Consider the following 26997-nt stretch of genomic DNA (forward strand, 5'->3'; position numbering starts at 1 on the left):
CTTACGCTCCTTCTGCCGGCGTAGCGGACAGGAACCGCCGCGCCGCCTCGATCTCGTTCGACTGCACCTCATGGCCGCCGTCGTGCCACTCCACTGTGACATCGGCGCCATTGGCGCGCAAATAGGCTTCTAACCGCGACGTCAGGTTCGGCGGACAGATCGGATCGCGCCTGCCTGCTGTGACCAGGATGCGGCGGCCGGCGAGACTTCCCTCGATTTCCGGCTCGAATGGGATCAGCGGATGCATCAGCACCGCCGCCTCGAACAGAGAGGGCGCCGCGAATACCACCGAGGCCAGGATGTTGGCACCGTTGGAATAGCCGAGGCCAAGCACCGACGCGGGCTTTGCCGCCTCGATATGCGCCTTGACGAAGCCGACCATCTTGTCCGTCGCCCGCGCCAGGTCGTCCATGTCATAGACGCCCTCGCCGGTGCGGCGAAAGAAGCGCGCAGCACCGTCTTCCGAGACATCGCCGCGCGGCGAAACGATAGTCGCCTGCGGCGCGAGATCACGCCCGAGCGACAGAAGCTGGTTCTCGTCGGCCCCGGTGCCGTGGAAGACGAAGAGCAGCGATCCATCAGGCGAACCCGGCAGTGTCTTGTAGGTGTAAGCGTCCTTGCTCATGGCCTTGTCCTTAATGCATGTCGCGCAAAAGTGCGCAGCGGTTTTGCGATGACCAAACTAAAGGCGCGTCGCCCAACCTGGTCAAACGCGGTGCGCTTTTAGTCTTCCAGCTTCTGCAGATGTTGCTCGAGATAGGGCCTCAGATGCTGGTGCTGCGACGGCAGCTTCAGCGCCTCGCCGAGATGGGCGGCGTCCTCGTCGCGGTCGAAGCCCGGCTCGTTGGTGGCGACTTCGAACAGCACGCCGCCCGGCGTGCGGAAATAGATCGCCCAGAAATAATCACGGTCGATCACCGGCGTCACCTGGTAGCCGGTGTCCATCAGCGCCTTGCGCACTTCGAGCTGCTTGGCGCGGTTTTCGACAGCGAAGGCGACGTGGTGGACCGAGCCGGCGCCGAGATCGGCAAAAGCGGCGCCCGGCAGCGATTCGATATCGACGAGGTTGGCGCCGTTGCCGTCCTTCACCGCCAGCCTTTTTACAGTGCCGGACGTGTCGACTTCCTCATAGCCCATGAATTTCAGCAGCTCCTCCGTGGCGCCGCCATCCTTCAGCCTGAGCGACACCGAGTGAAAGCCGCGAATCGCCTCGTCGGACGGAACATTGCCCTTCGCCCACGGCGCACGGCTGTCGGTCTTGTTCTCGACCAGCGCAAACCCGTCGCCATCGGGACCGGCGAAGCCAAGGCGCTTGTCGCCGAAGCTCTCTTCGCGCGACAGCCCGGCGACGCCCTCATCGGCAAAACGCTTTTCCCAATAGGCAAGCGTGCCTTCGGGCACCGAATAGACCGTGGTGCCGACCTCGCCAACGCCGTGGCGGCCCTTGCCGATGTTGGGGAACGGAAAATAGGTCATCACCGAACCGGGCGTACCGAGCTCGTCGGCATAGTAGAGATGGTAGACATCCGGCGCGTCGAAATTGACGGTTTTCTTGACCCGGCGCAGGCCGAGCTTTTTTGTGAAGAACTCGTTGTTCTGGCGCGCATCCCTGGCCATCGAGGTGACGTGATGCAGACCCTTGATCTGGTCGAGCATTTTCCTGCTCCTTCCTTGTCCTGTGCGGCCCATGCCGCGGTCCACGCCAATATGAGGAGCCGCCAGCCGGCGGCAAAGGCCGCAAACACAGAATAGACTGTGCTCTATAAGTGAACAATAAAGCGACTTTTGTTCACCATTTTGCGAACACCTGAGGCTTGTGTCGCAACAAAAATTCGGCTCCCGTGATCGGCAGGTATTCGCGACAGGTTTTCAATGAAGGACACCCGCATTGGTCAGAAAAGACAGACGCCCGAATGTTCTCCTGATCACCTGCGACCAGTGGCGCGGCGACTGCCTGTCGGCGGCAGGCCACAAGGTGGTGCGAACGCCGAATGCCGATGCGCTCGCCGCCGAGGGTGTGCTGTTTCGACAGCATTTTGGCGGGGCGGCGCCCTGCTCGCCGGCACGCGCCTGCCTCTACACCGGCCTTTACCAGATGAACAACCGCGTCTGCCGCAACGGCACGCCGCTCGACGCCCGCCATGGCAACATCGCGCTCTCGGCACGCAGTCTCGGCTATGATCCGACGCTGTTCGGCTATACCGACGTGTCGCCCGATCCGCGCATGCTGGCGCCAGGCGACCCGCGGCTGAAAAGCTATGAAGGCGTGCTGCCCGGCTTCACCGTGCGCCAACTCCTGCCGGAGCACCAGAAACCGTGGCTGTCATGGCTCAAGGCGCGCGGCATCGATAGCAGCGCCGGTTTTCCCGATATCCATCGCCCAGCGGACGAAATCGTTGCTGCCACGACGGACGGCGCCGTGACCACCTCACCGCCCGTCTACTCGAAGGACGAGACCCCAGCCGCCTTCCTGACCGGCGAATTCGTCCGCTGGCTCGGCGAACAGGAGCGCGGTACACCGTGGTTCGCGCATCTTTCCTTCCTCAGCCCGCATCCGCCCTTCATCGTGCCGGAGCCTTACAACAGCATGTATGGCCCAGCCGACGGAACAGCCTTCCGCCGCGCCGCGAACTGGCAGGCCGAGGCGCAGAGCCACCCCTACCTCGCCTATGAACTTGACCAGCAGCAGCGGGCAAATTTCCGCCCCGGCGCCGAGGGCAAGGTGCGCGACTGGGGCGACGACAATTTTGGCCGCATCCGCGCGCTCTATTACGGCATGATCTCGGAAGTCGACGCGCAGCTTGGCCGCATCTGGCAGGCGGTCAAGGCGGCGGATGCCTGGGACGACACCATCGTCGTGCTGACCTCTGACCATGCCGAGATGATGGGCGACCATTTCATGCTGGGCAAGGGCGGCTTCTTCGACGGCAGTTTTCATATTCCGCTGATCATCCGCGACCCGCGTCGCCGCAAGGCGGCCGGCGCCAGCGTCGACCGCTTCACCGAAGCAGTCGACATAGCGCCGACATTGCTCGATCTGCTTGGCGAGGTATTCCCGCCGCATCTCGACGGACAATCGCTGAAGCCGTTCCTGGATGCCGGGGAGCCGGACAATAGGCGCGAGGCCGCGCATTGGGAGTTCGATTTCCGCTCGGTTGCCGACGCTGATGCCGAGCGCCATTTCGGCATCGGTCCGCGCCAGTGCAATCTGGCGGTCATCCGCACGAAACAATTCAAATATGTACATTTCGCCGGCGGCCTGCCGCCGCTGCTGTTCGACCTGGAGAAGGATCAGGACGAACTGAGCAATGTCGCTGCCGATCCGGCCTATCTGCCGGTCCGGCTGGAGCTTGCCGAAAGGCTGCTTGCCTGGCGGGCCGAACATCTCGATCAGTCGCTGGCGCTTGCCGAACTGACCGAGGATGGCGTGGTCGGCCACGTCGCAGGCCTGCCACTTTTCCTGTCATGAAAAGGCCCGCGCCGTTGCCGGCGCGGGCCTCTTTCATCGTTGGCGCAAGCTAGCGCATCATCATGCGCTGGGTGTCGCGGTTTTGCGCATATGTGGCCTTGTCATAGGGGGCCTGCGCCTCGAGCTGCTCCTTGGTGAAGTTCGTGTAGAGATAGCGATTGCCATCCTTGTCGGTCATGAATTTAAGGTTGTCCATGCCGATCGCCACTTCCTTCTCGCCAACGCCGAGGAAACCGCCGACGTCGATGATGACGGCGTCGACCTTCTTGTCGCCGGTCAGCACGACGTCACCAATCTCGCCGACGTTGACATCGTTGGCGCCATAGACGGTGGTTCCAACCAAATCCTCGGAGCGGATTTCGTTGATCGGCATTTCGGTCAGCGCCGACTTGTCGATCGCCGCGGTCTTCGTCTGGTCGGGGGTTGCGTCAGGCGTTGTTGCAGCCGGAGCCTCGGCCGTCTTGTCCGCCGGTGCCGGAGCAGTGGTGTCAGGCGTTGCTGCAGCCGGAGCCTCGGCCGTCTTGTCCGCCGGTGCCGGAGCAGTCGTGTCTGGCGTCGTCGCCGGAGCCTCGGCTGTCTTGTCCGTTGGAGCCGGAGCAGCGGGTTCAGGCGTTGCCGCCGGAGCTTCCGCAGTCTTCTCCGCAGGGGCTGGAGCCGCAGTGACAGCAGGGGTGGTGGTTACTGGCGCCGGCGTCGCCGCGTCAGTCGATGCGGTTGTCGCCGGGGCGGGATCATAAGGCCTGCGGTCGAACTCCGGCAGCGCCTCCAGGTCTTCCTTCGTGGTCTCGGCCACCAGCCAGCGATCGCCATCCCTCTCCGCCCACTTGGCCTTGTCGAACTGATAGGCGACATTCTTTTCGCCAACCTCGAGGAAGCCGCCGACGCCAATGATCAGCGACTCGGCCTTGCCATCCTTGGCCAGAACGATGTCGTTCACGTCGCCGATGTTTTGAGCGTCGTCGCCAGTGCCGTTATAGACGGTTTCGCCGATGATATTCGTGGCAAGGTTGCCGTCGGCACTCTTCACAGGTTCGGCCGGAGCTGCGGCGCTATCGGCTGGAGCCGCCGGAGCATTTTGCGCCGTTGTATCCGTCGAGGTCGATGGAGCGGGAGCCGTAGCCGTGGTGTCGGTGGCCGCAGGAGCCGGATCGTATGGCGTGCGGTCGAAGTCCGGCTGAGCCGTCAGCTCATCCTTTGTGGTTTCGGCAATCAGCCAGCGGTCGCCATTCCGTTCGGCCCATTGCAGCTTGTTGTAGTCGAAAGCGACATTCTTAGCGCCAACGCCAAGAAAGCCGCCGACGCCGATGACGACGGATTTCGCCTGACCGTTTTCATCGAAGACGACGTCACTGACCTCACCGATGTTCTCGGCATCGTCGCCGGTGCCGTTATAGACGGATTCACCAATGATATTGGTCATCAGGCTGCCCTCGGCCCGCGCAGCGGGAGCCGCCGGAGCGGTCTCCTGGACCGCCGGCTCCTGGGTGGGCGCCGGTGTTGTGGCTTCCTGCGCATACGCACCGGTCGCAATCAACGCTGCCAGTGCGGTGGTGGATAAAAGGGTGCGGATCATCGTAATCCTCCTCGTGCGTTATCTCTGGCCGCGAGCAAGGGAGCTCGGTCGCGGCGTTACACATTCACAACGTCGTGACCGCGCCGTTGTTCCGACACCAGGGCGAGCGTTGTGAAAAAACCACCCGAATCGCGCTCAATTATGCGTTTGGCCGGGTGAGATTGGCTCCTGTATTTTCGTTAGAGCTGCGGAACTTTTTTTCAACCGCCCCGTTTCGGCCCATGGCTCGGTCTGTTACGGCCGATGATTATCCAATGGTAGCCAAGAAAAATCGGAGCGGGGGAATGCGATTTGCGGCGGTGCTGAACCAGGAGGGCGGCACCCTGCGAACGGTTGATCTCTCCGCCTTCACCGACCGAATGCGCCAGACATTGGAGGCAGCAGGCCACCGCATCGATATCGAAATCGTTGCCGGCAGGGACATTGTCGCAACGCTGGACCGCATCGCTTCCAGGCATAGTGTCGACATTGTGCTGGCCGGTGGCGGCGACGGCACCATTTCGGCCGCGGCGGCTCGGTTGATGGGCAGCAAGAAAGCGCTTGCCATTTTACCGGCTGGCACGATGAACCTGTTCGCGCGCGGGCTCGGCATTCCACAAACCCTTGACGCGGCCGTGAAATCCTTTGCCGACGGTGAGGTTATTGCAGTCGATATGGCAACCGCCAACGGCAAGCCATTCGTGCATCAATTCTCGATCGGCATGCATGCCAGGATGGTCCAGCTTCGCCAAGCCATGGAGTATGGCTCGCGGTTGGGAAAGATGCGGGCCTCGGCAAAGGCTGCCTGGGCGGCGATCAACAACCCTTCGGCGATGAAGGTGACGCTGACCATCGGCGAGGCCGAGATCGTGACGCGCACCACCGGCATCGGCATCACCAACAATCTGTTCGGTGAGGGTCATCTGCCCTATGCCGACAATCCCGCCGGCGGCGTGCTCGGCATCTATGTCACGGTGGCGCGGCGGCGTGGCGAACTGGTCAGGGTCCTCTTCGACATGGCGCGCGGCAAATGGCGCGACAGCGAGCATGTGGAGATCCACCAGGCTGACCGGGCCGTTTTGAAACTCCACTCGGCTGCGAAGAAATTTCGCGCCGTCATGGATGGCGAACTGGTCAGGCTTGACCGCGAAACGACGATCGAAATTCATCCTGGTGCGCTGAACGTTCTCGTCCCGGCGCGCGCCGTCCAGGCGAGGGCAGCGTGATGCATCCCGGCACAGTCGATCGGAAGGCTTCAGCCTCTGGGAATCTCGCCCTGCTCGTTCCTGGGAAGCTCGCCCTGTTCGGTTGTCGGCGTCCGGTCTATCATGTTGCCGTAGATCTCGGCGATGCCCCAGGCGATAAACGCCAAAAGCAGCGCAGCGATCAAGATACGGAAGGTGTGCCACCCCCAGCGTCCCTGCCGGGCTTTGTCTTCAGGAACGATCTTGGGCATGATCGGCCTCCATTTCGGTTGGCGCTGGCATTTCGTTTGGCGCTGGCATGTCGGTTGGCGCTGGCATGTCGGTTGGCGCTGGCGGCGCGGCTGGCAAAGTGTGGTTGGGTAACGGTTCCTCAGGGCGAAGGTTCCGGTTTCAGGGCCCGGCAACTGGGCCCAGCGCGGATGGCTGCAAGCCGATGCATCTGGGGGACTTGTGGATAGCAGGGTAGTGACAAAGCCGAATCTGCCGGTCGATGTCCTTAGCGTGGTAACGGCGCAGGATCGGCTTGCCGTGCTCCATGATCTCGATGCAATCGACACGGCGGCCGATCCTGACTTCGACACTATCAGTGGGCTCGCCGCCGCGGTGATGCAAACACCTGTCGCGCTGGTGACGCTCGTCGATGTCGAGCGGCAGTGGTTCACGTCCTGTGTCGGCCTGGACGAGACCGAGGCCGCGACCGATACATCCTTCTGCGCCCACACCATTGCTGCCGGCGACCAGCCGATGGTGGTGACGGATGCGACCATGGATTCACGCTTCAACGCCAGCCCGCTGGTCACTGGCGAGCATCATTTCCGTTTCTATGCGGGTGCGGCGATTGTGGTGGCCGGTGCCCGGATCGGCACGCTCTGCGTGCTCGACCGGAGGCCGCGCGGGTCGCCGTCTGCCGCCCAGCTCGAACAATTGACGGCGCTCGCCAGCCTCGCTGCCAGCCTGTTCGCATTGAAGGACGCCACCCGCAACGCCGCCAGCGCCGCTGCGGCACTGGCGCGCGAGGAAAAGCGGCGCGGCATTGCGCTCGATGCCGCATCGCTCGCGAGCTGGGCATGGGATATCCATAGCGATATGATCGAATGCGATGCCCGATTGTCCGAGCTGTTCGACCTGCCGCGCTCGACCCGGCTGAGAGCACGCGATATCCTCGCCGCCATCGACCCGCGTGACGCCTACCAGACCGAGACGCGCTTTCGCGACGTGCTGAGCGGCGGCGACGATTATTTTGGCGAATACCGCGTCAAGGGCCTCAGCCCGCCGCGCTGGCTCGCTACGCGCGGCCGGGTCATCGAGCGTGACGGCGACGGCAAGCCGACGCTGATCTTCGGCGTCAACTACGACATCACCGAACGCAAGCTCGGCGATGAGAGGCAGCGGCTGTTGCTGCGCGAGCTGAACCATCGCGTCAAGAACACGCTGGCCACCGTCCAGGCGCTGGCGACGCAGACAGTTCGCCATGCCCGCCAGCCGAGGGATTTCCTCGACGCCTTCAGCTCCAGGCTTCAGGCGCTGGGCGCCGCCCACAGCCTGCTGTCCGACCGCGAGTGGCGCGGCATTGGCATCCGCGAACTCGTGCAGATCGAGGTCAAGCCGTTCGACACCGCCGATCAGCCGCGCATGACGATCTCAGGCGCCGATCTGCTGCTTTCGCCTGACCAGGCAGTCGGGCTTGGCCTGATCCTGCATGAACTGGCCAGCAACGCGCTGCAACACGGAGCGCTGTCGGCGGCCTCGGGCAAGGTCGATCTCGACTGGAAGGCACAGGTTAGGAAAGGCGCTCGGCGCCTGGTCCTGACCTGGCGCGAAAGCGGCGGGCCTGAAGTTGCCTCGCCCGAACGCCACGGCTTCGGCTCGATCCTGATCCGCCGCAGCCTGGCCAAGGTCATCTCCAGTGAAGTGACCCACGAATTCCGGCCGGAAGGCGTATTCGCCGAAATATCGATGCCGCTGGAGGATCTGCCGAAGTGACGGCTCGACCATGGATCTCGAACCAAAGGTCCATGTCAGGGAAAAGTGGAACCCGGTTTTTCGGATCATTGCCAACCCGAAGAAGAATCACTTCGAGCTATTTCGCTTCGCCGGCATCCGGATCGTCGGCATCGGGCTTTGTGTTCTCGCGGTAGATTGCGTAGGCGGCGAGTGCAATCGCCGGGGCGAGTATCGTGCCCAAGCCGCCTTTCCCCTTGAGTAGCGCCGGCAGCACGGCGAGCGCGGCCGTGATGCCGACCGCCTTCATATCGGCATTGCGCCTCCGCGCCCGGCGTCGGGCGCGCGCGCCAGCCGACAGCTGATGGATGAGCAGGAGGAGCCCTGCGATCAGCAGGAAGCCGACCCCGAAACCAAGGCAGGCTGCCATCGGCCCATAGCGACCCGCCACCCAGACATAGGCCGCTCCGACGAGGAAACCGAGGCCGCACAGTGCGGCAAGTGCTGCGAGCGCATAGACGATCGCAGCCGTGCGCGCGCGGCGCACGGCTGCAACGACTTCACCTGAGGCAAGAGCCGAGATCAACGATGCCAGCATCTGGGCTGAGACTAGCGGCGTGCGAGAAGCGCAAACAGAAAGCCGACGCCTGCCGCGATTGCCAGCGACGTGACCGGCTTTTCGCGCACGCTCGCCACCACTTGAGCTTCGATATCCTTGGCGTTGTTACGCATATTTTCAAAGGCTGCTTCGCCTTGGGAGCGCAATTGCTCGACCCCTTCCGCGGCAACCCGACGAGCAGCCCCGTAACCGTGTTGGCCGGTCTCGGCCAGCTGTTCGGTGAGTTTCTGAATGTCGACTTTCAGCTGCCTGATGTCTTCTTCAAGGTCCGAATTCGGCCGACTTTCGTTCGGGGACTTTCCTGCGGCAGTCGCCATTGCTTGACTCCTTGCGTTTGCTCGGGTCGAAACGTTCGACCCACCCCAAGGTTCCGAAATCGGAACAACTGCCATGAAAGGGTGTTTACGCAGCCGAGTCCAGCCCGGCACGTCTCCGGCAGCCGCCCAGATCAGCGGTCGGCGACCTTCGCTCAACCCTTCCCAGCGGGCGAGTTCTGGGCAGTTCTCACCCGAATACCGGCGGGCGGACCAGGAACGGCCGTTCTGGCCAGACATTTCATTCCCTCTTCGAAACGGGCCCGCTTGCGGAAGGCGGTAGCGAACGCCGGCAGGCGTCGAGGTTCCCGCCATCTGCGGCGGCATACCTTTTTTAAATGACAGGATGCGAAATAACTTTAAATGACAGGAAGCCAAATAGAGATCATGACTCCTCTATCCCTTGCGCTCCCTGTTCCCTGCGCTCCACGGAGACATTGCCACGTGCCACCCTTGCTTGACGGATTGCGGATTCTTGTTCTGGAGGATGAATTCCTGATCGCCATGGATGTCGAGCAGCTTTGCCGCGACTATGGCGCCGGGGATGTGATCGTCGCCCGCGATCTGGCTGAGATCGATCGGAAGAGCGTTGCCTCGCAATTCGACGCTGCCATCGTCGATCTCATGCTGGGCGGCGCTTCGACACTCGATTTCGCTTCGCGGCTGCGCGAATCGGGTGTGCCTTTCGTCTTCGCCTCGGGCTATTCCGACATGGACGAAATCAGGGTGTCCTTTCCGGATGTCAGATTGGTCACCAAGCCTTATTCGGGAGACGATCTCGTGCAGGCAGTGGCGGCGGCGTGTGGGCGCGGCCCTGTTGTTTGATGTCCGCAAACCGGAGCCCGATTACCGGGCCCGACATCAATTACAGGGTCCCACATTACCGGTGGTGCGTATTCAGGCGGCGTTCGACCCCGTCACCTGAGCCGAGATCGCATCCGGGCCAAACTCGTCGTCGCCGGAAATCTTCAGGATTTCCTGCAGCCGCGTGCGGGCGCGGCTGACGCGGCTCTTGATCGTTCCGACCGCACAGCCGCAAATTTCGGCGGCTTCCTCGTAGGAAAACCCCGACGCGCCGATGAGGATGATGGCTTCGCGCTGGTCCTCTGGCAATTGCTCGAGCGCGCTCCGAAAGTCCTTGAGGTCGAGCTGGCCGTGCTGGGCCGGATGGACCGCCAGTCTGGCGGTCATGATGCCGTCGCTATCCTGCACCTCGCGGCCGCGCTTGCGCATCTGCGAATAGAATTCGTTGCGCAGGATGGTGAACAGCCATGCCTTGAGATTGGTGCCCGGCTCGAAGCTCTCATGCTTGTCCCACGCCTTGACCAGCGTTTCCTGGACCAGATCGTCGGCCTTGTCGGCGTTTTGCGTCAACGACACGGCAAAGGCCCGCAGGCTCGGAATCGAGGCGAGCAGATCCGTCTTGAAGCTCTGGGAGACGGCCGCCATGCCTCAGTCCTTTTTCCGTGCAGGTTGGGCCTGTTCCAACTGGCTGAGCAATTGGGCGAAGCGATCCGGCACGCTGTCGGAGACCAGCTCGTCGTAATATTGTTTGAGTTTGCGGCCGATTTCCGAGTTTGGCCCGAGCGGGTCGCCGGAAGCAGCCCGGCGCCTGTTCGTTGCAGCGCCAGCCGTGTTGTCTTTCCTCATGTCGTCATTTCGCCCTTTGTTCCCAGTACCCTGCCGCCCTTCAATACGCGACGCAAAGCAGGTGGCCCCCTCGTCTGGTTGCCCGTCCCGATCTCAAACGCCTTCGGCGTACATTAGTTCCAAGCCCTCGGAACTTTTTGGGAAAGCCGGCGTTTATGTTTTCAGGGTTTATTCTCGGGGCTTGTCATCAGCTTGGCCTGCAATCTATGCAATTACGTCAGAGGGAGACGTCCATCATGAGCCTGTCCGCAACCATCGCTCCACACCTGCCGTTCCTGCGCCGCTTTTCGCGGGCCGTCTCCGGATCGCAGGAGAGTGGCGACGCGCTGGTCGCCGCGATGCTCGAAGCCATCATCGCCGACGTCGACATCTTTCCGAACGCATCGAACGACCGCATCGCGCTCTACAAGGTCTTCGCCAGGCTGTTCACCTCGGTCGCCATCCGCGTTCCGCAGGAACACCCGCAATCGGCGTGGGAACAGCGCGCCGCCGCCAATCTTAACGCGATCTCACCCCGTCCCCGCCAGGCCTTCCTGCTGGTCGCCGTCGAAGGTTTCAGCGAAGACGAGGCGGCGGAGATTCTCGACGTCGACGACCAGGAGTTCTCCGAGCTTCTTGCCGAGGCCAGCAACGAGATTTCCCGCCAGGTGGCAACCGATGTGCTGATCATCGAGGACGAGCCGCTGATCGCCATGGATATCGAGCAAATGGTCGAGAGCCTGGGCCATCGCGTTGTCGGAACGGCGCGTACCCATGCCGAGGCGGTGGCGATGTTCGCCAAGATGCGGCCGAAGATGGTGCTGGCCGACATCCAGCTTGCCGACGGCAGCTCGGGCATCGAAGCGGTCAACGAGATCCTGTCGACCACCCCGGTGCCGGTGATCTTCATCACCGCTTTTCCCGAACGCCTCCTGACCGGTGAGCGGCCGGAGCCGGCCTTCCTCGTCACCAAGCCGTTCAATCCGGAGATGGTCAAGGCCCTGATCAGCCAGGCGCTCTTCTTCGACCGGCATGCGAAAGCCGCTGCATAGGGCCGGGCAGCCCGGCCCTGAGCGGCCCTTTCCACAGTTCCTCCGATCGCCCGTTTTCCACAGATGAGTAACGCTGGCCGCTTGCGGCCGGCACACGCCACTTGCAACTCACCTGCGCATGACGATCCAATTCGAGCGGGAAAGCTTTCCGGGGCACGTCTTTTTCGGGAAATGCTGGAACAAACGGCAGCGAAAGACGTTTTTGGCATACTATTTGAAGGAGATGGACCATGCTTTACTGGGCCCTCGTATTTCTCGTCGTTGCGATCATTGCAGGCGCTCTTGGCTTCGGCGGCATCGCCGGCACCTCGGCCGGTATAGCGCAGATATTGTTTTTCATCTTCCTCGCTTTCCTGATCATTTCGCTTATTGCGGGCTTGTTCAAACGCGCGTCGTGAACTGCGATCGAACACTGGGAGCCGCACCCCTCAAGCGGTTTCCAGCTACCGCCGGGCGGTGTCCTTAGCCGGACGTCGCTCGGCGGACTTCTTTTTGGAACCCAATTTTCCGTCAGCCGTTCAGCCTGCATTGGGCGGGTGAAGTGAACGATGCAATCCAGAGCCGGAGACATGAGAGACAGCGGACGGAGCGATGAGATCATCGCTTTGCAGTCCGCTGAGAGTGGAATGCAGCTTGGCCGGGCCCTTCTCCATGCGCTGCACAATGCCGGCATTTCGGTTCTCTATCAGGATCGCGAGATGAAAACCGTCTGGGCCCGCAACATGCGCCCGCCCTGGATTTCCGACACGGTTGTTTCCGACATGGGGGTTTCCGACACTGGCGACGGCAACGGCATCCTGCCGCTTGCGCAGGCGGAGCGCATCGGCGCAGCCAAACAAAAGGTCGTCGCATCCGGCAATCCGGAACATCTTGAGCTCAGCATTCCGGCCGAAGATGGCGTCCGTTGGTTCCAAATATGGATAGACGCGGATCATGACGACGGCGGCGCCGTGCAGGGCGTGGTCACCACAATGGTCGAAACGACCGAGCAGAAACGTCGCGAGCAAACCCTGAAGACGCTGCTGCGCGAGGTCAGCCACCGTTCGAAGAACCTTTTGGCCATCATCCAGAGCATCGCCACCCAGACCAGCCGTTATTCGGACACGCTCAGCGATTTCCTGACGCGCTTTCGCGGCCGGCTGCAGTCACTTGCCTCATCCCAGGACCTGGTGACCTCGTCCAACTGGCGGGGAGCGGCACTGCGCGAACTGGTGTCCGGCCAGGTCGGCCGCTATGGCGCCGACCCTGTGCGCAGCCTGCGTTTTCGCGGTGCAAACCCATACCTCAATCCCAATGCCGCCCTGCATATCGGCTTGGCCATGCACGAGCTTGCCGTCAATTCTGTCAGCTACGGCGCTCTGTCGCGAGCCGACGGGTTCGTCGAGGTGACGGCCGATCTGACGGCGGCTGCCGCTGGCGAGACCGCGCTGTCGCTGACATGGGCCGAAGCCATCGGAGCCAATGACAATCAGCCCAGCGAGAAGCGCTTTGGCAGCGTCGCGCTCGAGCGCGTCGTGCCTGCGTCGTTGAACGGCACGGCGAAACTTGAAATCAGCGGGGATCGTCTCGAATACCATCTCGTCGTTCCTCGCAGCAATTTCGAGACGGATTGAACGGGCAACAGCCGAGCCCAAGAGAACTGGCCGAGGGGTTAGGGCCAAGAGGGGTGGGGATTGATACCGGCCGCGCCGGCTTAACCATCTGTTCACCATAAGGTTCGATGCTGTTCTTCTCAGGCATCACTCCGCATGACGTTTTCGATCGCAGTTTGCTGCGCAGTACGGGAGAAATGGCTTTGACGGTTGCCGACATCAACAGACTGGAACAGGCCGCACGCGTTTCGATGAGCGGGTTCCAGGATCCCGAAGCATCGGCGATGCGGTCGCCCCGTGCTTCCCTGCCGATTCCCGGCCTCGCCGCAATCGGGCTGGCTGCAGTGGTCGTCCTGGCCGCCGCGATCCAGTTGGTCTAATGCATGTCACGCGAAAAGCATGCCCTCAGGCTTGAACCGGGGGTGTGCAGTGGTTTTGCGATAACAATTTAAAGCAAAGCGTCGGACGCAAGGCGCCGGCGGCTTGGGCTTGCCTGTCGTCGGCCTGTCCTCCATGGTCGCGCCAGCCCGCATCACCGGAACTTTGGCGGATGTGGCTCGTTCTATGGCGGGAGGACCGTCGCCATGGAACATATCGCTGCCGTGCTGCTGGTCATCGGCTGTTCGAACACGATGACCGAGTGCCGCGAATTGCCCGTATCGGTGAGCGTTTTCGAAACCGCTCAGGAGTGTACAGCGGCGCGTCCGTTTGCCATGGGCGATGTGCAGGGTCAGGCTCCGCGCATCATTGCCAAATGCCTTTCCGTCGACCCGGCACTTGAGGATGATTACGACCAGATCGTCTGGAACGTGCGCGGAGACGGCACGCTCGACGCTTCCGTGGAGATTTCCGACCTCGAGGTCGCCTCGAGCGGCGCGCGCCCCGAAAAAGATTCTCTTAGCCAACAATGAAATCGAGCAGGGCAAAACACTTTTTCGCGTGATAAATGACGGGCGGAGCTACAAGTGAGGACAAAGGCGAGGAGTGACCCTATGCGGAAGATGATTATTGCCATGGTTGCCGCAATCGCGGTCAGCGGTTGCAGCACCACCGAGCAGGATGTCGGCGTCGGCGCCGGTTTCGGCGCTCTGGCCGGCGGCCTGATTGACGGCGGCAAGGGTGCGCTGGTGGGCGCAGCCATCGGTGCCGGTACCGGCCTGCTGGTGCGCAACCTGCGCAATGGCTATTGCCAGTACCGCGACAACCGTGGCCGTCTGTTTACGGCGCGCTGCTGATCCGTTTCAAACGCAGGAGGCATTGGAATCGGAGACCGGACGAGCCGGTCTCTGTTTACATGGCCGGTTTATTTGGGGCGCTGTATTTGGGGCGCTGCATTTGGGCGTCTTCGAAAACGCTCGGTTCGCGGCAGCCTTTCAGTCCGACAGCGGGATCCTGATTTCCACGCTCAGCCCGCTATCGTGAAAATCGCGATTGATCGTACCGCGCAATTCGCGCGTCACGTTCAGATCGATCAGCTTGGTGCCAAAACCGGTTTTGACCGGTGGTTCGAGCTTCTTCTTGCCGGCTTCGCGCCAGTTGAGAACTAGCGTTCGGTCGCTCCTGTGGCCTTCGACCGACCAGTCGACCTTGAGCGACCAGTCGCCGTTCCTGGTAATGGCCGAATTGCCGGTTTCGCCATATTTTAGCGCGTTCGTCGCCAGTTCGTGAAAGGTCAGGCCGAGCGCTTGCGTCGTCGTCTCGTCGAGCAACACCTCTGGCCCCGACAATATCCCGTCGGGAAGCTCCTTGCCGAACACCTGGCCAAGCTCGATGCGCAAGAGATCGCCAAGATCGGCCTTCTGCCAGCGCGAGCGCGTCAGCATGTCCTGGGACGCCGCCATCGCTTGCAGCCGGGCCGAAAAAGAAGACGAGAACTCGTGGACGTCGGTGGCGTGCGACGCCGTCTGGCGCGCGATCGCCAGCACCCGCGTGATCGAGTTCTTGATGCGGTGCTTCATCTCCTGCAGCATCAGGTCTTTTTCGAGCAGGCTTTTTTCCGTCGTCTCATGAAGCAGCGAGACCGCGTCATAGGCTCGCTCCTGATAGCGGGCCACCAGCGCGATGGTTCCCGCGAGCAGCAGGCCGAACAGGCCGAGCATCACCGGAATGGCGCGCGAGGACGGTTGCGAGAAGGCGCTTGTCGGCCTGAACAGGACGGTCCACGGACGCCCGGCGATGGTGAGTTCGCGAGAAACCAGCAACCTGTCGCCGAAGCTCGACGCCGGTGGCGTTTCCGACTGGAACAAAAGATGGTCGGCATCCACCTTGCCGTCATAGATTTCGATGTTGACCGGCAGCAGCGGCGTCCGGCTGAGCGCGGTCTGGAACAGGTCGCGGGCGCGGAACGCCGCATAGAGAAAGCCTGTTGTCGACGATCTCGACGCATCGATGCCGTCCGCCGCGGTTTCGATGTTGAGCCGCACGAAAACCAGGAAGCCGGTGAAGGTCTGCGCAGCACCTGTTTCCTGGCCCAGCTGCACGCGCCCGCTTGCGTGCTGCTGATTGTCGGCCATCGCCCTTTCGATCGCCTCGCGCCGCACCGGTTCGGTGAACATGTCGTAGCCGATGCCGGATTGATTGGAAGGATCCAGTGGCTCGAACAGCGTGATGGGCGCACGCCATGGCAGCGTTGTCGTGGCCGGATAGATCGCATCGCTGACGCCATAGTCGTGCTGGATGGCACGCTCGACCGCTGCCTCGTCGCCGGCTCTCACCAGCCGGAGAAAGCCGATGCCGCGCAGGCCGGCGAAATTGTCGTTGATACCCAGCGCATCGAAGAACGCCTTGAACTCGCTCCGCGAAATGTCACCATTGCGAGCCTCGAACAGTGCGTGTGTCGATCGCAGCATCGACAGATGCAGGTCGATGCGGCTATCGATCCGGTTGAGGGCGTCGTCCGCCGTCGCCTCGAATTTGATGCGCGCCGCTTCCTGCGTGGCGAAATAGGCGAATCCCGCCATTGTCAGGCTGATCAGCGCGACGGCGATGAAAGCGACGATCGGGAAGAACTTCTTCAAGCTGCGGCTGCGACCCATGGTTCCCCATCTTATGGGCAAGTCCCCGTGGCAACACAATGGCGCGGCCAAACCATCATGACGGCTGGCATATCACGTGACAGGTATTTGACGCTTCAGGCGGCGATCTTCAGCGCGCCTGGCCCCGGTATGGCGCCTGGCGGACACTTGCCCAGAATGATCATGCCGAGCACCTCGTCCTGGGTCACGTCGCCGGTGCGCGCCGTGCCAACGACCCGACCATTCTTCATGACGCAGACGCGGTCGGCAAGCTCGAACACATCGTGGATGTCATGGCTGATCAGGAAGATGCCGATGCCGTCGGCCTTGAGCTGCATGACCAGTTCGCCGACCTGCGCCGTTTCCTGCGGTCCCAGCGCCGCCGTCGGCTCATCCATGATCAGGATGCGGGCGTTGAACAGGATGGCGCGCGCGATCGCCACCGACTGCCGCTGGCCGCCCGAAAGCTTGACCACCGGCTCCTTGAATCGCTGGAAGCGGGGATTGAGCCTGCCCATCACCTTGCGCGCCTCGGCCTCCATGGCGCCATCGTCGAGCGTGCCCCAGCCGGTCATCAGCTCGCGGCCGAGGAACAGGTTGGCGGCGGCGTCGACATTGTCGGCGAGCGCCAGCGTCTGGTAGATCGTCTCGATGCCGTATTTCTTGGCGTCGCGCGGATTGGCGATCGAAGCCTCCTCGCCATTGACGAAGATCTGGCCCGAATCGCGCTTGTAGGCACCGGACAGGATCTTGATCAGCGTCGACTTTCCCGCACCGTTGTGGCCGAGCAGCGCCACGACCTCGCCCGGGAAAAGGTCGATCGACGCATCGTCGACGGCGCGAATGCCGCCGAAGGCAATCGAGATGTTGCGCATATCGATCAGTGGCGTGGGAGCAGTCGTGTCAGCCATGATCGTTCCTTTCCATGGTTTTGCCGAGCATGATGCTGGACCGAAACGGATGTCCACTTTTCGCTGACGCGGACCTTCGGCTCGGGATCATGCTCAGACCCGCTTGCGGTAGACTGTGTCGAGCCAGACGGCGACGACCAGCACGGCGCCGACGACGACGCTCTGAAGCGGCGAATCGATGCCGAGCAACACCATGCCGGACTGCAGCGACTGCATCAGAAGCGCGCCCAGCATGGCGCCGAGCACCGTGCCGGAGCCGCCGGCCAGCGACGTGCCGCCGATGACGGCTGCTGCGATGACCAAGAGTTCGTCCAGCGTGCCCAGCGCATTGGTCGCCGCATTGAGGCGGGCCGAAGCAATTGCCGCGCTGATCGCGGCCAGAACGCCCATGATCATGAACACTTTCATGGTCACCCAGCGCGTGTTGATGCCGGCGAGTTCCGCCGCTTCCGGGTTGCCGCCGATGGCAAAGACGTAGCGGCCGAAACGGGTGCGCCGGGTGATGAAGGTCATGACGATGCCGACTGCGACCGCGATCAGCACCGGTATGGCGATGCCATGGGCGATGAACAGCCCGCCTTCGGGGATGGTGATGCCGTTCCGCTGGGCGTATTGGCGCACGATGCCGATCGGCCAGGGATAGGAATTGGCGATCCAGACGGCGCCGAGGATGGCAGCGCAGGCGACAACACCAAGCAGGCTCTCCGCCCAGACCGGGCGCAACGGAAACTTGAAGCGCTTGCGCTGCGACCGGCCGTTGAGCAGCATCAAGGCGACGGCCACACAGGCGAGAATGCCGACAATCCAGCTCGCGGTCGCCCCGATCGAGCCACGCGGCCCGCCACCCATCAGCTGGAACGTGGCATCGAGCGGCGCGACGGTGCGCCCGCTCGTCATCAGCCACGCCATGCCGCGCCAGATCAGCAGGCCGCCCAGCGTCACGATGAAGGCCGGAACCTCGAGATAGGCGATAATGAAGCCCTGAAGCGCGCCGATCATGAGGCCGAGCGCCACGCCGGCAGCCAGTGCGATGACCCATATCCAGGGATTTCCAAGCTGGAATCCCATGACGCGGATGAGGAATTCTGCCTGCGCAACGCCCATCACCATGCCGATCACGCCTTCGACGGAGCCGACCGAAAGATCGATGTTGCGCATCACGATGACCAGCACCATGCCGGTCGCCATGATCGCGACCGAGGAAGTTTGCACCGACAGGTTCCAGAGATTGCGCGGCGTGAGGAAAAGCCCACCCGACAGGATGTGGATTCCAACCCAGATGATCAGCAGCGCGCCGACCATGCCGAGCATGCGTATGTCGAGCTCGGTTGCCTTGAGGAAGCGGCCGAACGGGCTAAGCTCGGATTCACGCGCCCGATCGGCAGCCGGCGTGTTGGAAGTCGTGTCGGTCATGATGTCCTCCCACCGTTGCCGTCTGCCGCGGATGCCGGAAGCAGCTTAGAAATTACCCGCGAGACGCGGAAAAACAACTCTTTTGAAAAAAACGCCGCGGCGTGAAGCCGCGGCGTTTCAGGTTTTTTAGCGAAGGCGGATCAGTTGCAGACCGAGACGGTGCCCGCCGCCACGCCGGCGCAGACCTCTTCCTGCTTGATCCAGCCGGCGTCGATGACGACGTTGAGATTGTCCCTGGTGATGGCAATCGGCGTCAGGAACAGTGACTTGACGACATTGCCGCCCGGCGTGGTGAAATCCTTGACGCCGACAATGTCTGTCATCGGCTTGCCGTCGGCCAGCTGCGAGGCGATCTCGGCGGCGTTCTTGCCGAGCTCGCGCGCGTCTTTCCACACCGATACGGTCTGTGTGCCGAGCGCGATACGGTTCAGCGCGGCATGGTCGCCGTCCTGGCCCGAAACCGGGACGGATCCGGCCAGGCCTTGCGCCGTCAGCGCCGCGACGACGCCACCGGCGGTGCCGTCATTGGCGGCAACCACCGCATCGACCTTGTTGTCGTTGGCGGTCAGGAACTGTTCCATGTTCTTCTGGGCGTTGGCGGGAAGCCAGCCGTCCGTATAAGCCTCGCCGACATTCTTGATCTTGCCGCTGTCGATGACATCCTTGAGCACTTCCATGGAGCCGGCGAACAGGAAATCGGCATTAGGGTCGGCGCCCGAGCCCTTGATGAAGACGTAATTGCCTTCCGGCGCCACCTTGAACACTTCGCGGGCCTGCATGCGGCCGACTTCCTGGTTGTCGAAGGTCAGATAGAAGACGTCCTTGTTCTCGATCAGCCGGTCATAGCCGACGACCGGAATGCCTTCGTCCAGCGCCTTCTGCACCGCCGGACCGATGGCCGAGGCATCCTGCGCAAGGATGATCAGCGCGTTGGCGCCCTGCGAGATCAGGCTTTCGACGTCGGTCAGCTGCTTGCCGGGATTGGCCTGTGCGTCAGCGGAGATATATTTGTCGCCGGCGGCCTCGATCGCCGCCTTCATGGCGGCTTCGTCGGTCTTCCAACGCTCTTCCTGGAAGTTCGACCACGAAACGCCAATGACCTTGTCCTTGGCCTGCGCGGCCGACGCGAGCGTCAGCGACATGGCGACCCCCGCCAGAATGGCGGCTGCGAATCTCTTCATGATATTCCTCCCTGCGCCGCGTAGGGCGCGACCAACTGGCCCGAAGGCCGGCACAAAGGCTCCTATTTTTTCGAGCCTCGAAAAAATACTGGTCCAACGCCGAAGCACTGTCAACACCGATTCTGATGGATTTTGACGTCCTGTCGGACTTTTTTTCGAGGCTCGGAATAAATAATGACAGCCCCTTCTGCTTCTGCCAGTATTTGTCGCACATTACCGACGGCTTCCGATTCATGAGCGGCCGCGGCGATGAGGAGGAAACAAAAATGTCGGTGGGAATCCGTCATGACGATCTGCGCCGGCGCAACCGGGCGATGGTGATTTCGGCCGTGCGCCGGGCGGGCCAGCCGTCGCGGACCGAGATCGCCGCGACCACCGGCCTCAGCCATTCGACCATATCGGCGATCTCTGCCGACTTGATCCAGGAAGGCATCCTGGCCGAGAGCAAGGCGAGCGAGACGGTTTCGCTGAAACGCGGCCGGCCGCAGGTCGGCCTCAGCCTCAATCCGCAAGCCGCTGCGGTGTTGGCCGTCGTGTTGTCGCTGAATTTCCTGTCGGTCGCCGTCATTGATTATGCCGGACAAGTGGTCGCCGAGGAACAGCGCCGGCTGGACACGCTGACCATGTCGCGCGACGCGCTGATCGGCGAATGTGTCGCCATCGTCCGGCGCCGGCTCGAAGATCCCGACCTCGATGTCCAAAGCGTCGCCCGCATCGCGCTGGCGATCCAGGGCATCACCGATTCCCACGCGCGCGCCATGTTGTGGTCGCCGATCACGCCGCAGACGAACATCGCCTTCGCTGACATTCTGGAACGCGAGTTCGGCATCCCGGCCATCATGGAGAACGACTGCAACATGATGGCCGTGGCGCTGCGCTGGCGCCACCCGGATCGCTACCGCGACGATTTCATCGCCATCCTGCTCTCGCACGGCATCGGTATGGGGCTGGTGCTGAAGGGCGAGCTGTTCACCGGCACCCACTCCTCGGGCGGCGAATTCGGCCACATGATCCATCGGCCGGGCGGCGCGCTTTGCCGCTGCGGGCGGCGCGGCTGCGTCGAGGCTTATGCCGGCAACTACGCCATCTGGCGCAGTGCAAGGCAATTGAGCGAGAACGCCGAGCCGGTCGCCGATGTCAGCGACGCCGAGATGCGGGCACTGGCGGCCCGGGCGCGCGAGACGGACGGACCGGAGCGCGAAGCCTACCGCAAGGCCGGCGAGGCACTCGGCTTCGGGCTCGGCAGCCTGTTCGCGCTGATCGATCCGGCGCCGGTGGCCATGGTCGGCGCCAGCGCTGCCGCCTTCGACCTGATCGAACCGGCGCTGCGCGAGGCCATCGCCCAGACCGCCGGCGGCCAGCATTCGGGTTCGATTTCCTTCGACACCGAGCCGAACGAGCTGCCGCTGATCCGCGAAGGCTGCGCCATGCGGGCGCTAAGCTTCGTCGACCAGGAGATTTTCGCGCCGAGCATCCAGGCACGAGCCGGCTCGGTCGGAAAGAACGTGGCTTGAATCCGAAGGCAGGGATTCCCGGGTCGTGACTTGGGGTGTGTTGAGATTCAGGTCAGGCCGAGTCGAGAATGGTGGGTTCCGAGAACCGGAGCGGAGCGTACTTTTGGGTACGTGAGCCCGCGCATGACCCCGAAATCGAGATCGATTTCGGAAAGGTCGTGCGCAAAATCAAAGTTCTACAGCGTCCTTTGCGTGCCCAACAGGGCGCGCGGCGCTGTAGGTAAGCGCAGGAAGCCGCCGTTTGCAGGCCGGCATCACCTGAATATCAGCACATCCCCTAGTCTTCCCTGATCGCATAGCCCGCGCCGCGGATGGTGCGGATGACATCGGGCATGCGACCATTGTTGACCGCCTTGCGCAACCGGCCGACATGGACGTCCACCGTGCGCTCGTCGATGTAGATCGTCTCGCCCCAGACATTGTCGAGCAACTGGCTGCGCGAGAAGACCCGGCCCGGGTGGCGCATCATGAATTCGAGCAGCCGGAATTCGGTCGGCCCGAGCCGGATCTCGCTCTTCTTGCGATAGACCCGGTGCGATTCACGATCGAGCATGATGTCGCCGACCTTGAGCACGCTGGACAGCACTTCCGGCTTGGCGCGGCGCAGCAGCGCCTTGACCCTGGCCATGAATTCCGGTGTCGAGAACGGCTTGACCAGATAGTCGTCGGCTCCGGTCGAAAGGCCGCGCACCCGGTCGCTCTCCTCGCCGCGCGCGGTCAGCATGATGATCGGCAGCCGCTCGGTTTCGGGGCGCACCCGAAGGCGCCGGCAAAGCTCGATGCCGGAAACCGCCGGCACCATCCAGTCGAGCACCAAAAGATCGGGCACGTTTTCCTGCAGCCGGATTTCGGCCTCGTCGCCGCGCGTCACCACCTCGACCTGATAGCCTTCGGATTCCAGATTATAACGGAGGAGGACGCCCAGCGGCTCTTCATCCTCCACCACCATGATGCGCGGCGCGATCATCGGCCGGTCACTCCTGTCATGTCGCCGGCGCCGACATCGTCGTTTCGTCGAGCTTCGGGCGATCCGCCGGCAATTGCTGCCCGGTCACGACAAAGTAGGCGTTTTCGGCGATGTTGGTGACGTGATCGCCGATACGCTCGAGATTCTTGGCGCAGAACAGAAGGTGCGTGCAGGCGGTGATGTTGCGCGGATCCTCCATCATGTAGGTCAGGAGCTCGCGAAAAACCGCCGTGTATTTCACGTCGATCTTCTGGTCGTCGGCGCGCAGTTCCTTCAACGCGCCGGCATCGCGCGACACATAGTGCTCGACCACGCCGCGCAGCTGCACAAGAACGAGATCCGCCATCGCATCGATACCGTGCGACAGATTCCGCGGCGTCGCGCTCTGCCCGACTGCGCTGACCCGCTTGGCTATGTTCTTGGCAAGGTCGCCGATGCGCTCGAGATCGCCCGCCATGCGGATTGCGCCAACCACGGCGCGCAGATCCTGCGCCATCGGCTGCCGCTTGGCGATCAGCGTGATGGCGCTGTCGTCGAGTTCGCGCTGCCGCGCATCCATGATGGCGTCGTCCGAGACGACGCGCTGCGCCATCGCATTGTCCGACGCAAGCAACGCGCGGATCGAGGCTGCGACCATTGCGGCGGCGAGCTCGTCCATGTCGCGGATCAGCCGGTCGATGTGCTCCAGTTCCTCGTCGAAAGATGCGACGGTGTGTTCACCCATGGTGCTGTCCTCGTGTTCGAAATTCGCCGGACCGCTCAGCCGAACCGGCCGGTGATATAGTCCTGGGTGCGCTTGTCGTCGGGGTTGGTGAACATCTTGTCGGTCGCGCCCTCCTCGACCAGATAGCCGAGATGGAACATCGCCGTACGTTGCGACACGCGCGCCGCCTGCTGCATCGAATGGGTGACGATGACGATCGTATAATTCTGGCGCAGTTCGTCGATTAGTTCCTCGACGCGGGCGGTGGCGATTGGATCGAGCGCCGAACAGGGCTCGTCCATCAGGATCACTTCCGGCGACACGGCGATGGCGCGCGCAATGCACAGACGCTGCTGCTGTCCGCCGGACAGACCGGTTCCCGACTCGAGTAGGCGATCCTTGACCTCGTTGAACAGGCCGGCCTTCTTCAGGCTCGATTCGACGATGCCGTCCAACTCGGCCTTGCTCCTGGCCAGGCCGTGGATGCGCGGACCGTAGGCGACGTTTTCGTAGATCGACTTCGGGAACGGGTTCGGCTTCTGGAATACCATGCCGACGCGAGCTCGCAGCTCGACGACATCGATTTTGGGGTCGTAGACATCCTCGCCGTCGAGCGTGATCTTGCCGCTCACCCGCGCGATATCGATGGTGTCGTTCATTCGGTTCAGGCAACGCAGGAACGTCGACTTGCCGCAGCCCGATGGGCCGATCAACGCCGTCACCTGATGCTCGCGGACATCGAGATCGACGTCGAACAGAGCTCGCTTCTCGCCGTAGTGAACAGAGACCTTTTCGCCCTTCATCTTGATCGAAGGGGCGTTGGTTGCGCTGCTCAGTTTCTGCTCGACGCCGGCTTCCGTCATGATGTTCATATCCTCTACTCCTTACCAGCGCCGCTCGAAGCGCCTGCGCAGTATCACCGCGATGGCATTCATGATGACCAAAAACACCAGCAAAATCAAAATCGCCGCCGAAGTCTTCTGCTGGAACCCCGCTTCCGGGAAATCCGCCCACATGAAAATCTGCACCGGCAGGATCGTCGCGGGATCGGTGAAGCCGCCGGGAATGTCGACGATGAAGGCGACCATGCCGATCATCAGCAACGGCGCGGTTTCGCCCAGCGCATGCGCCATTCCGAGGATGGTGCCGGTCATGATGCCCGGCATCGCCAGCGGCAGGACGTGATGGAATACGGTCTGGACCTTGGACGCTCCGATGCCAAGCGCCGCCTCGCGGATCGAAGGCGGCACGGCGCGCAGCGAAGCGCGCGAGGCGATAATGATGATCGGCAGGGTCATTAGCGCCAGCACCATGCCGCCGACCACCGGGGCTGAGCGCGGCATGCCGAAGAAATTCAGGAATACGGCAAGTCCAAGCAGGCCGAAGACGATCGAAGGCACCGCCGCCAGATTGTTGATATTCACTTCGATCATCGTCGTCAGCCGGTTCTTGGGCGCAAATTCCTCAAGATAGATCGCCGCTGAAACGCCGATCGGGAAGGCGATTGCGAGAGTTACGATCATGGTCAGGAACGATCCGACGACCGCGCCCCAGACACCGGCCAATTCCGGCTCGCGGCTTGCGCCGGTGAAGAAGAAGATCGAGTTGAACCGGCTTTCGATCAGGCCGGCGCTCTTCAGCGTGTCGAGCCAGACGATCACCTTGTCCGAAATCTTTCGCGATGCTTCCGGCGTCTCGATGACGCGCAGGAATGCCTGGCCGCTCGCGGCGGGCGCCGTGCTGTCCAGCGCCTCGATCACCGTGCCTTTTGCGATCACCGTGCCGTTGGCCGCAGGCGACAGCGAGGTCAGCTTGACCGTGCCGCCATTGAACGCGACCAGCAGCGACGACGCGCCGCTCGTCAGCGTAAACATGCCGTTTTCGCCCTCGGTCGCACCATGGCCGCGCGCCAGCGCCAGCATGGCATCGTCGCCGAAGGTCAGATCGATGTCGCCGCTGGTTCCCGAAGGCGTGACGCTTGTCGAAATCGCTTCGTCCGAACCGACGTCGGCAAGCAAACCCTTGAGATAGAGGTCGGCAAAATCGTCAAGTGGAACCGCATAGTCCACCGTTCCTCCGAGCATCCCTGGATCAGCCGCAATATCCTTGCGCAGGAACACGCCTGTGCCGGTGGAAATCAGCCCGCGCAGCAGGCGCTTGTCCTGGCGGCTCTTCACATCCGGAAATTTTGCCGTAAGCGCTTCCTGAGCGATGGCGTCGTAGTTCACTTCATCGAGTTTCGCCGGGTCGACCTTGGCCGCTGAAAGATCGATCGGCAGCGTCACATAGTTCTGCCGCAGCGCCGGAATCGCCTGCGTGACGATCGTCGACAGGAGCAGCACAAGGAACAAGCCGGCCAACGCGACAGCCGCGGCGCCGAGCCATTTGAACCACGTTTCCGTGCGGTAGCGGCCCTTCAGCCGCGCCTTCGCGGCATCGTCGGTATGAATGCTGACCGGCCGTCCGACGGCGCCGAATGACGAGATCGCATCAGTCATATTGCTCTCGGTATTTCTGGACGACGCGCAAAGCGACGATGTTGAGGGTAAGCGTGATGCAGAACAGCACCAGGCCGAGTGCGAAGGCTGCAAGCGTCTTGGCGCTGTCGAACTCCTGGTCGCCCACCAGCAGCGTCACGATCTGCACGGTCACGGTGGTGACCGCTTCGAGCGGATTTGCCGTGAGGTTTGCCGCCAGCCCCGCCGCCATGACCACGATCATCGTTTCGCCGATTGCGCGGCTGACGGCAAGCAGCATCGCCGAAACGATGCCCGGAAGGGCAGCGGGAAGGACCACCTTGCGGATGGTTTCCGACTTGGTCGCGCCGAGGCCGGCAGAACCGTCTCTCAGGGATTGCGGAACGGCGTTGATCACATCGTCGGAAAGCGAGGAAACGAAGGGAATGATCATGATACCCATGACCACGCCTGCGGCGAGCGCGGATTCAGATGCGACGTTGAGGCCCAGGCTTTCGCCGATACCGCGGAAGTAGGGCGCAACCGTCAGCGCGGCGAAGAAGCCGTAGACGACGGTCGGAATGCCGGCGAGGATTTCCAGAACCGGCTTTGCGACCGCGCGGACGCTTTTGGAGGCGTAATCCGAAAGGTAAATCGCAGCCATCAGCCCGATAGGCGCGGCCACCAGCATGGCGATGAAGGTGATGAGCAACGTGCCGGCAAAGAGCGGCACCATGCCGAAAATGTCCTCGTTGACCGCCCCGGCCTCGGCTCCCGCGCCGGTGAAGGCGCTCTGCGGCGACCAATGCGTGCCGAACAGGAACTTGTAGAACGGCACCTGTTGGAAGAACCGCAGCGACTCGAAGATAAGCGACAGGACGATGCCGATCGTCGTCAGGATCGCGACCACCGAACAGGCGATCAAGAATGCGCGAAGAACGCGCTCGACCACGTGGCGCGCCCGGTAGGCCTGGGCGATGCGTGAATAGGCCCAGTAAAATCCGGACGCGGAAAGCACGAGTGCGACGGTCCAGATGATCCAGGTGCTGGTCGCATGGACCGATTTGTAGAGGGCGGCGGCCGCCTCTTTCGTGGGGTCGGCGAAGCCGACAAGCCCGCCAAAGGCCATCGCGCGAGCGTCGCGGATGAAAGCTTCGACCTGCGGGACGCCCATTCCCGACAACTCGGAGGCGAAGCGGTCGGCAATGATCGACGATTCAATTCCCGGCGTCACCAGCGACCACAACACGATCGCAAGCAGCGCGGGACCGGCAGCAAAAAGCGCCAGAAACATGCCATGCTGGCCAGGCAGCGAATGCAGTCGCGCGACGTCGCCATTGACGCTGGCAATAGCGCGGGTCCGGCCGAGCCAATAGGCAGCAGCGGCCAGAACCACCAGAAGAACAACGAGATAACCGACCATGATTCGGGACGTCCCCTCGACCGCCGGTCATTCACCGGCTCA

The 26997-nt window shown here is 62.6% G+C and carries 28 protein-coding genes; 11 read left to right on the plus strand and 17 right to left on the minus strand.

Going from position 1 to position 26997, the window contains the following annotated elements; translation table 11 throughout:
• Nucleotide 1: 1 nt before the first annotated feature.
• The gene (locus AC0L2B_RS23850) at nt 2-625 is read right to left on the minus strand and encodes an alpha/beta hydrolase (protein ID WP_473747065.1); all 624 of its coding nucleotides are present in this window, start codon (nt 623-625) and stop codon (nt 2-4) included.
• Between the two features lie 98 nt (nt 626-723).
• A complete protein-coding gene (locus AC0L2B_RS23855) occupies nt 724-1656 on the minus strand; it encodes a VOC family protein (protein WP_473747066.1) in 933 nt (310 codons plus the stop codon).
• 232 nt (nt 1657-1888) lie between these two features.
• On the opposite strand from AC0L2B_RS23855, the gene AC0L2B_RS23860 reads away from it, so the two are divergent.
• A complete protein-coding gene (locus tag AC0L2B_RS23860) occupies nt 1889-3469 on the plus strand; it encodes an alkaline phosphatase family protein (RefSeq protein ID WP_473747067.1) in 1581 nt (526 codons plus the stop codon).
• A 49-nt stretch (nt 3470-3518) separates the two neighbouring features.
• Here the strand turns inward: AC0L2B_RS23860 and AC0L2B_RS23865 are convergent, their stop codons facing one another.
• The gene (locus AC0L2B_RS23865) at nt 3519-5042 is read right to left on the minus strand and encodes a PRC-barrel domain-containing protein (protein WP_473747068.1); all 1524 of its coding nucleotides are present in this window, start codon (nt 5040-5042) and stop codon (nt 3519-3521) included.
• Between the two features lie 284 nt (nt 5043-5326).
• On the opposite strand from AC0L2B_RS23865, the gene AC0L2B_RS23870 reads away from it, so the two are divergent.
• The gene (locus AC0L2B_RS23870; RefSeq protein ID WP_091593221.1) at nt 5327-6247 is read left to right on the plus strand and encodes a diacylglycerol/lipid kinase family protein; all 921 of its coding nucleotides are present in this window, start codon (nt 5327-5329) and stop codon (nt 6245-6247) included.
• A gap of 29 nt (nt 6248-6276) precedes the next feature.
• Here AC0L2B_RS23870 and AC0L2B_RS23875 read toward each other — a convergent pair whose 3' ends face one another.
• Nucleotides 6277-6477: a hypothetical protein gene (locus AC0L2B_RS23875; protein ID WP_023797117.1), complete on the minus strand. Its 201-nt coding sequence runs from the start codon at nt 6475-6477 to the stop codon at nt 6277-6279.
• 214 nt (nt 6478-6691) lie between these two features.
• On the opposite strand from AC0L2B_RS23875, the gene AC0L2B_RS23880 reads away from it, so the two are divergent.
• Nucleotides 6692-8209, plus strand: coding sequence for a sensor histidine kinase (locus tag AC0L2B_RS23880; protein WP_473747069.1), 1518 nt, complete (start codon nt 6692-6694; stop codon nt 8207-8209).
• A gap of 97 nt (nt 8210-8306) precedes the next feature.
• On the opposite strand, the gene AC0L2B_RS23885 is transcribed toward AC0L2B_RS23880, so the two are convergent.
• Both AC0L2B_RS23885 and AC0L2B_RS23890 read right to left on the minus strand, forming a co-directional pair.
• Nucleotides 8307-8765: a hypothetical protein gene (locus AC0L2B_RS23885; RefSeq protein WP_473747070.1), complete on the minus strand. Its 459-nt coding sequence runs from the start codon at nt 8763-8765 to the stop codon at nt 8307-8309.
• Between the two features lie 11 nt (nt 8766-8776).
• Complete coding sequence (locus AC0L2B_RS23890) at nt 8777-9103, minus strand: ElaB/YgaM/YqjD family protein (protein ID WP_473747071.1); 327 nt, start codon at nt 9101-9103, stop codon at nt 8777-8779.
• A 501-nt stretch (nt 9104-9604) separates the two neighbouring features.
• Between AC0L2B_RS23890 and AC0L2B_RS23895 the strand changes: the two genes are divergently transcribed.
• Nucleotides 9605-9925, plus strand: coding sequence for a response regulator (locus AC0L2B_RS23895; RefSeq protein ID WP_473611003.1), 321 nt, complete (start codon nt 9605-9607; stop codon nt 9923-9925).
• Nucleotides 9926-9997: 72 nt separating this feature from the next.
• Here the strand turns inward: AC0L2B_RS23895 and AC0L2B_RS23900 are convergent, their stop codons facing one another.
• Both AC0L2B_RS23900 and AC0L2B_RS23905 read right to left on the minus strand, forming a co-directional pair.
• Complete coding sequence (locus tag AC0L2B_RS23900) at nt 9998-10549, minus strand: RNA polymerase sigma factor (protein WP_023797110.1); 552 nt, start codon at nt 10547-10549, stop codon at nt 9998-10000.
• Nucleotides 10550-10552: 3 nt separating this feature from the next.
• Nucleotides 10553-10750, minus strand: a complete 198-nt coding sequence (locus tag AC0L2B_RS23905; protein WP_027153467.1) for a NepR family anti-sigma factor — start codon at nt 10748-10750, stop codon at nt 10553-10555.
• A 236-nt stretch (nt 10751-10986) separates the two neighbouring features.
• On the opposite strand from AC0L2B_RS23905, the gene AC0L2B_RS23910 reads away from it, so the two are divergent.
• From AC0L2B_RS23910 to AC0L2B_RS23935, 6 genes are all read left to right on the plus strand, one after another.
• Nucleotides 10987-11781, plus strand: a complete 795-nt coding sequence (locus AC0L2B_RS23910) for a response regulator (protein WP_473747072.1) — start codon at nt 10987-10989, stop codon at nt 11779-11781.
• A gap of 230 nt (nt 11782-12011) precedes the next feature.
• Nucleotides 12012-12179: a DUF1328 domain-containing protein gene (locus AC0L2B_RS23915; RefSeq protein WP_023797107.1), complete on the plus strand. Its 168-nt coding sequence runs from the start codon at nt 12012-12014 to the stop codon at nt 12177-12179.
• A gap of 150 nt (nt 12180-12329) precedes the next feature.
• A complete protein-coding gene (locus AC0L2B_RS23920; RefSeq protein ID WP_473747073.1) occupies nt 12330-13394 on the plus strand; it encodes a sensor histidine kinase in 1065 nt (354 codons plus the stop codon).
• 176 nt (nt 13395-13570) lie between these two features.
• Nucleotides 13571-13753: a hypothetical protein gene (locus AC0L2B_RS23925; protein ID WP_473747074.1), complete on the plus strand. Its 183-nt coding sequence runs from the start codon at nt 13571-13573 to the stop codon at nt 13751-13753.
• Nucleotides 13754-13957: 204 nt separating this feature from the next.
• On the plus strand, nt 13958-14284 hold the full coding sequence (locus AC0L2B_RS23930; protein WP_473747075.1) for a hypothetical protein: 327 nt from the start codon (nt 13958-13960) through the stop codon (nt 14282-14284).
• Nucleotides 14285-14365: 81 nt separating this feature from the next.
• Nucleotides 14366-14608: a YMGG-like glycine zipper-containing protein gene (locus tag AC0L2B_RS23935; protein WP_091593242.1), complete on the plus strand. Its 243-nt coding sequence runs from the start codon at nt 14366-14368 to the stop codon at nt 14606-14608.
• A gap of 138 nt (nt 14609-14746) precedes the next feature.
• On the opposite strand, the gene AC0L2B_RS23940 is transcribed toward AC0L2B_RS23935, so the two are convergent.
• The 4 genes from AC0L2B_RS23940 to xylF all read right to left on the minus strand — a co-directional run bounded on the left by AC0L2B_RS23940 (nt 14747) and on the right by xylF (nt 19892).
• Nucleotides 14747-16390: a CHASE domain-containing protein gene (locus tag AC0L2B_RS23940; RefSeq protein WP_473747076.1), complete on the minus strand. Its 1644-nt coding sequence runs from the start codon at nt 16388-16390 to the stop codon at nt 14747-14749.
• A gap of 113 nt (nt 16391-16503) precedes the next feature.
• A complete protein-coding gene (locus AC0L2B_RS23945; RefSeq protein ID WP_236368827.1) occupies nt 16504-17298 on the minus strand; it encodes an ATP-binding cassette domain-containing protein in 795 nt (264 codons plus the stop codon).
• A 93-nt stretch (nt 17299-17391) separates the two neighbouring features.
• Complete coding sequence (locus tag AC0L2B_RS23950) at nt 17392-18711, minus strand: sugar ABC transporter permease (protein ID WP_236368828.1); 1320 nt, start codon at nt 18709-18711, stop codon at nt 17392-17394.
• Nucleotides 18712-18851: 140 nt separating this feature from the next.
• A complete protein-coding gene (gene xylF / locus AC0L2B_RS23955) occupies nt 18852-19892 on the minus strand; it encodes a D-xylose ABC transporter substrate-binding protein (RefSeq protein WP_473747077.1) in 1041 nt (346 codons plus the stop codon).
• A 266-nt stretch (nt 19893-20158) separates the two neighbouring features.
• Between xylF and AC0L2B_RS23960 the strand changes: the two genes are divergently transcribed.
• Nucleotides 20159-21406: an ROK family protein gene (locus AC0L2B_RS23960; protein ID WP_473747078.1), complete on the plus strand. Its 1248-nt coding sequence runs from the start codon at nt 20159-20161 to the stop codon at nt 21404-21406.
• Nucleotides 21407-21683: 277 nt separating this feature from the next.
• On the opposite strand, the gene phoB is transcribed toward AC0L2B_RS23960, so the two are convergent.
• The 5 genes from phoB to pstC are packed head-to-tail and all read right to left on the minus strand — an operon-like array spanning nt 21684 to nt 26955.
• Entirely contained in the window at nt 21684-22373 is a 690-nt protein-coding gene (gene phoB / locus AC0L2B_RS23965) for a phosphate regulon transcriptional regulator PhoB (RefSeq protein ID WP_031254097.1), read from the minus strand.
• Nucleotides 22374-22389: 16 nt separating this feature from the next.
• Nucleotides 22390-23097, minus strand: a complete 708-nt coding sequence (phoU, locus tag AC0L2B_RS23970; RefSeq protein WP_023797095.1) for a phosphate signaling complex protein PhoU — start codon at nt 23095-23097, stop codon at nt 22390-22392.
• Between the two features lie 35 nt (nt 23098-23132).
• On the minus strand, nt 23133-23948 hold the full coding sequence (gene pstB / locus AC0L2B_RS23975; protein WP_023797094.1) for a phosphate ABC transporter ATP-binding protein PstB: 816 nt from the start codon (nt 23946-23948) through the stop codon (nt 23133-23135).
• Nucleotides 23949-23960: 12 nt separating this feature from the next.
• Entirely contained in the window at nt 23961-25574 is a 1614-nt protein-coding gene (pstA, locus tag AC0L2B_RS23980) for a phosphate ABC transporter permease PstA (protein WP_473747080.1), read from the minus strand.
• Nucleotides 25567-26955, minus strand: a complete 1389-nt coding sequence (pstC, locus tag AC0L2B_RS23985; protein ID WP_473512191.1) for a phosphate ABC transporter permease subunit PstC — start codon at nt 26953-26955, stop codon at nt 25567-25569. The genes pstA and pstC overlap by 8 nt, the downstream gene beginning before the upstream one ends.
• Nucleotides 26956-26997 lie beyond the last annotated feature (42 nt).

The organism is Mesorhizobium sp. WSM4815, from assembly GCF_055811575.1.

Excerpts from the sequence above, each read along its gene's own strand:
- AC0L2B_RS23930 (WP_473747075.1), top strand. The coding sequence starts at position 13,958 with ATGGAACATATCGCTGCCGTGCTGCTGGTCATCGGCTGTTCGAACACG.
- AC0L2B_RS23850 (WP_473747065.1), bottom strand. The coding sequence starts at position 625 with ATGAGCAAGGACGCTTACACCTACAAGACACTGCCGGGTTCGCCTGAT.
- pstA (WP_473747080.1), bottom strand. The coding sequence starts at position 25,574 with ATGACTGATGCGATCTCGTCATTCGGCGCCGTCGGACGGCCGGTCAGC.
- AC0L2B_RS23925 (WP_473747074.1), top strand. The coding sequence starts at position 13,571 with ATGGCTTTGACGGTTGCCGACATCAACAGACTGGAACAGGCCGCACGC.
- AC0L2B_RS23885 (WP_473747070.1), bottom strand. The coding sequence starts at position 8,765 with ATGCTGGCATCGTTGATCTCGGCTCTTGCCTCAGGTGAAGTCGTTGCA.
- phoB (WP_031254097.1), bottom strand. The coding sequence starts at position 22,373 with ATGATCGCGCCGCGCATCATGGTGGTGGAGGATGAAGAGCCGCTGGGC.
- AC0L2B_RS23865 (WP_473747068.1), bottom strand. The coding sequence starts at position 5,042 with ATGATCCGCACCCTTTTATCCACCACCGCACTGGCAGCGTTGATTGCG.
- phoU (WP_023797095.1), bottom strand. The coding sequence starts at position 23,097 with ATGGGTGAACACACCGTCGCATCTTTCGACGAGGAACTGGAGCACATC.
- AC0L2B_RS23900 (WP_023797110.1), bottom strand. The coding sequence starts at position 10,549 with ATGGCGGCCGTCTCCCAGAGCTTCAAGACGGATCTGCTCGCCTCGATT.
- AC0L2B_RS23920 (WP_473747073.1), top strand. The coding sequence starts at position 12,330 with ATGCAATCCAGAGCCGGAGACATGAGAGACAGCGGACGGAGCGATGAG.
- AC0L2B_RS23915 (WP_023797107.1), top strand. The coding sequence starts at position 12,012 with ATGCTTTACTGGGCCCTCGTATTTCTCGTCGTTGCGATCATTGCAGGC.
- AC0L2B_RS23910 (WP_473747072.1), top strand. The coding sequence starts at position 10,987 with ATGAGCCTGTCCGCAACCATCGCTCCACACCTGCCGTTCCTGCGCCGC.
- AC0L2B_RS23945 (WP_236368827.1), bottom strand. The coding sequence starts at position 17,298 with ATGGCTGACACGACTGCTCCCACGCCACTGATCGATATGCGCAACATC.
- AC0L2B_RS23870 (WP_091593221.1), top strand. The coding sequence starts at position 5,327 with ATGCGATTTGCGGCGGTGCTGAACCAGGAGGGCGGCACCCTGCGAACG.
- xylF (WP_473747077.1), bottom strand. The coding sequence starts at position 19,892 with ATGAAGAGATTCGCAGCCGCCATTCTGGCGGGGGTCGCCATGTCGCTG.
- AC0L2B_RS23875 (WP_023797117.1), bottom strand. The coding sequence starts at position 6,477 with ATGCCCAAGATCGTTCCTGAAGACAAAGCCCGGCAGGGACGCTGGGGG.
- AC0L2B_RS23895 (WP_473611003.1), top strand. The coding sequence starts at position 9,605 with ATGGATGTCGAGCAGCTTTGCCGCGACTATGGCGCCGGGGATGTGATC.
- AC0L2B_RS23855 (WP_473747066.1), bottom strand. The coding sequence starts at position 1,656 with ATGCTCGACCAGATCAAGGGTCTGCATCACGTCACCTCGATGGCCAGG.
- pstC (WP_473512191.1), bottom strand. The coding sequence starts at position 26,955 with ATGGTCGGTTATCTCGTTGTTCTTCTGGTGGTTCTGGCCGCTGCTGCC.
- AC0L2B_RS23950 (WP_236368828.1), bottom strand. The coding sequence starts at position 18,711 with ATGACCGACACGACTTCCAACACGCCGGCTGCCGATCGGGCGCGTGAA.
- AC0L2B_RS23960 (WP_473747078.1), top strand. The coding sequence starts at position 20,159 with ATGTCGGTGGGAATCCGTCATGACGATCTGCGCCGGCGCAACCGGGCG.
- AC0L2B_RS23890 (WP_473747071.1), bottom strand. The coding sequence starts at position 9,103 with ATGGCGACTGCCGCAGGAAAGTCCCCGAACGAAAGTCGGCCGAATTCG.
- AC0L2B_RS23905 (WP_027153467.1), bottom strand. The coding sequence starts at position 10,750 with ATGAGGAAAGACAACACGGCTGGCGCTGCAACGAACAGGCGCCGGGCT.
- pstB (WP_023797094.1), bottom strand. The coding sequence starts at position 23,948 with ATGAACATCATGACGGAAGCCGGCGTCGAGCAGAAACTGAGCAGCGCA.
- AC0L2B_RS23935 (WP_091593242.1), top strand. The coding sequence starts at position 14,366 with ATGCGGAAGATGATTATTGCCATGGTTGCCGCAATCGCGGTCAGCGGT.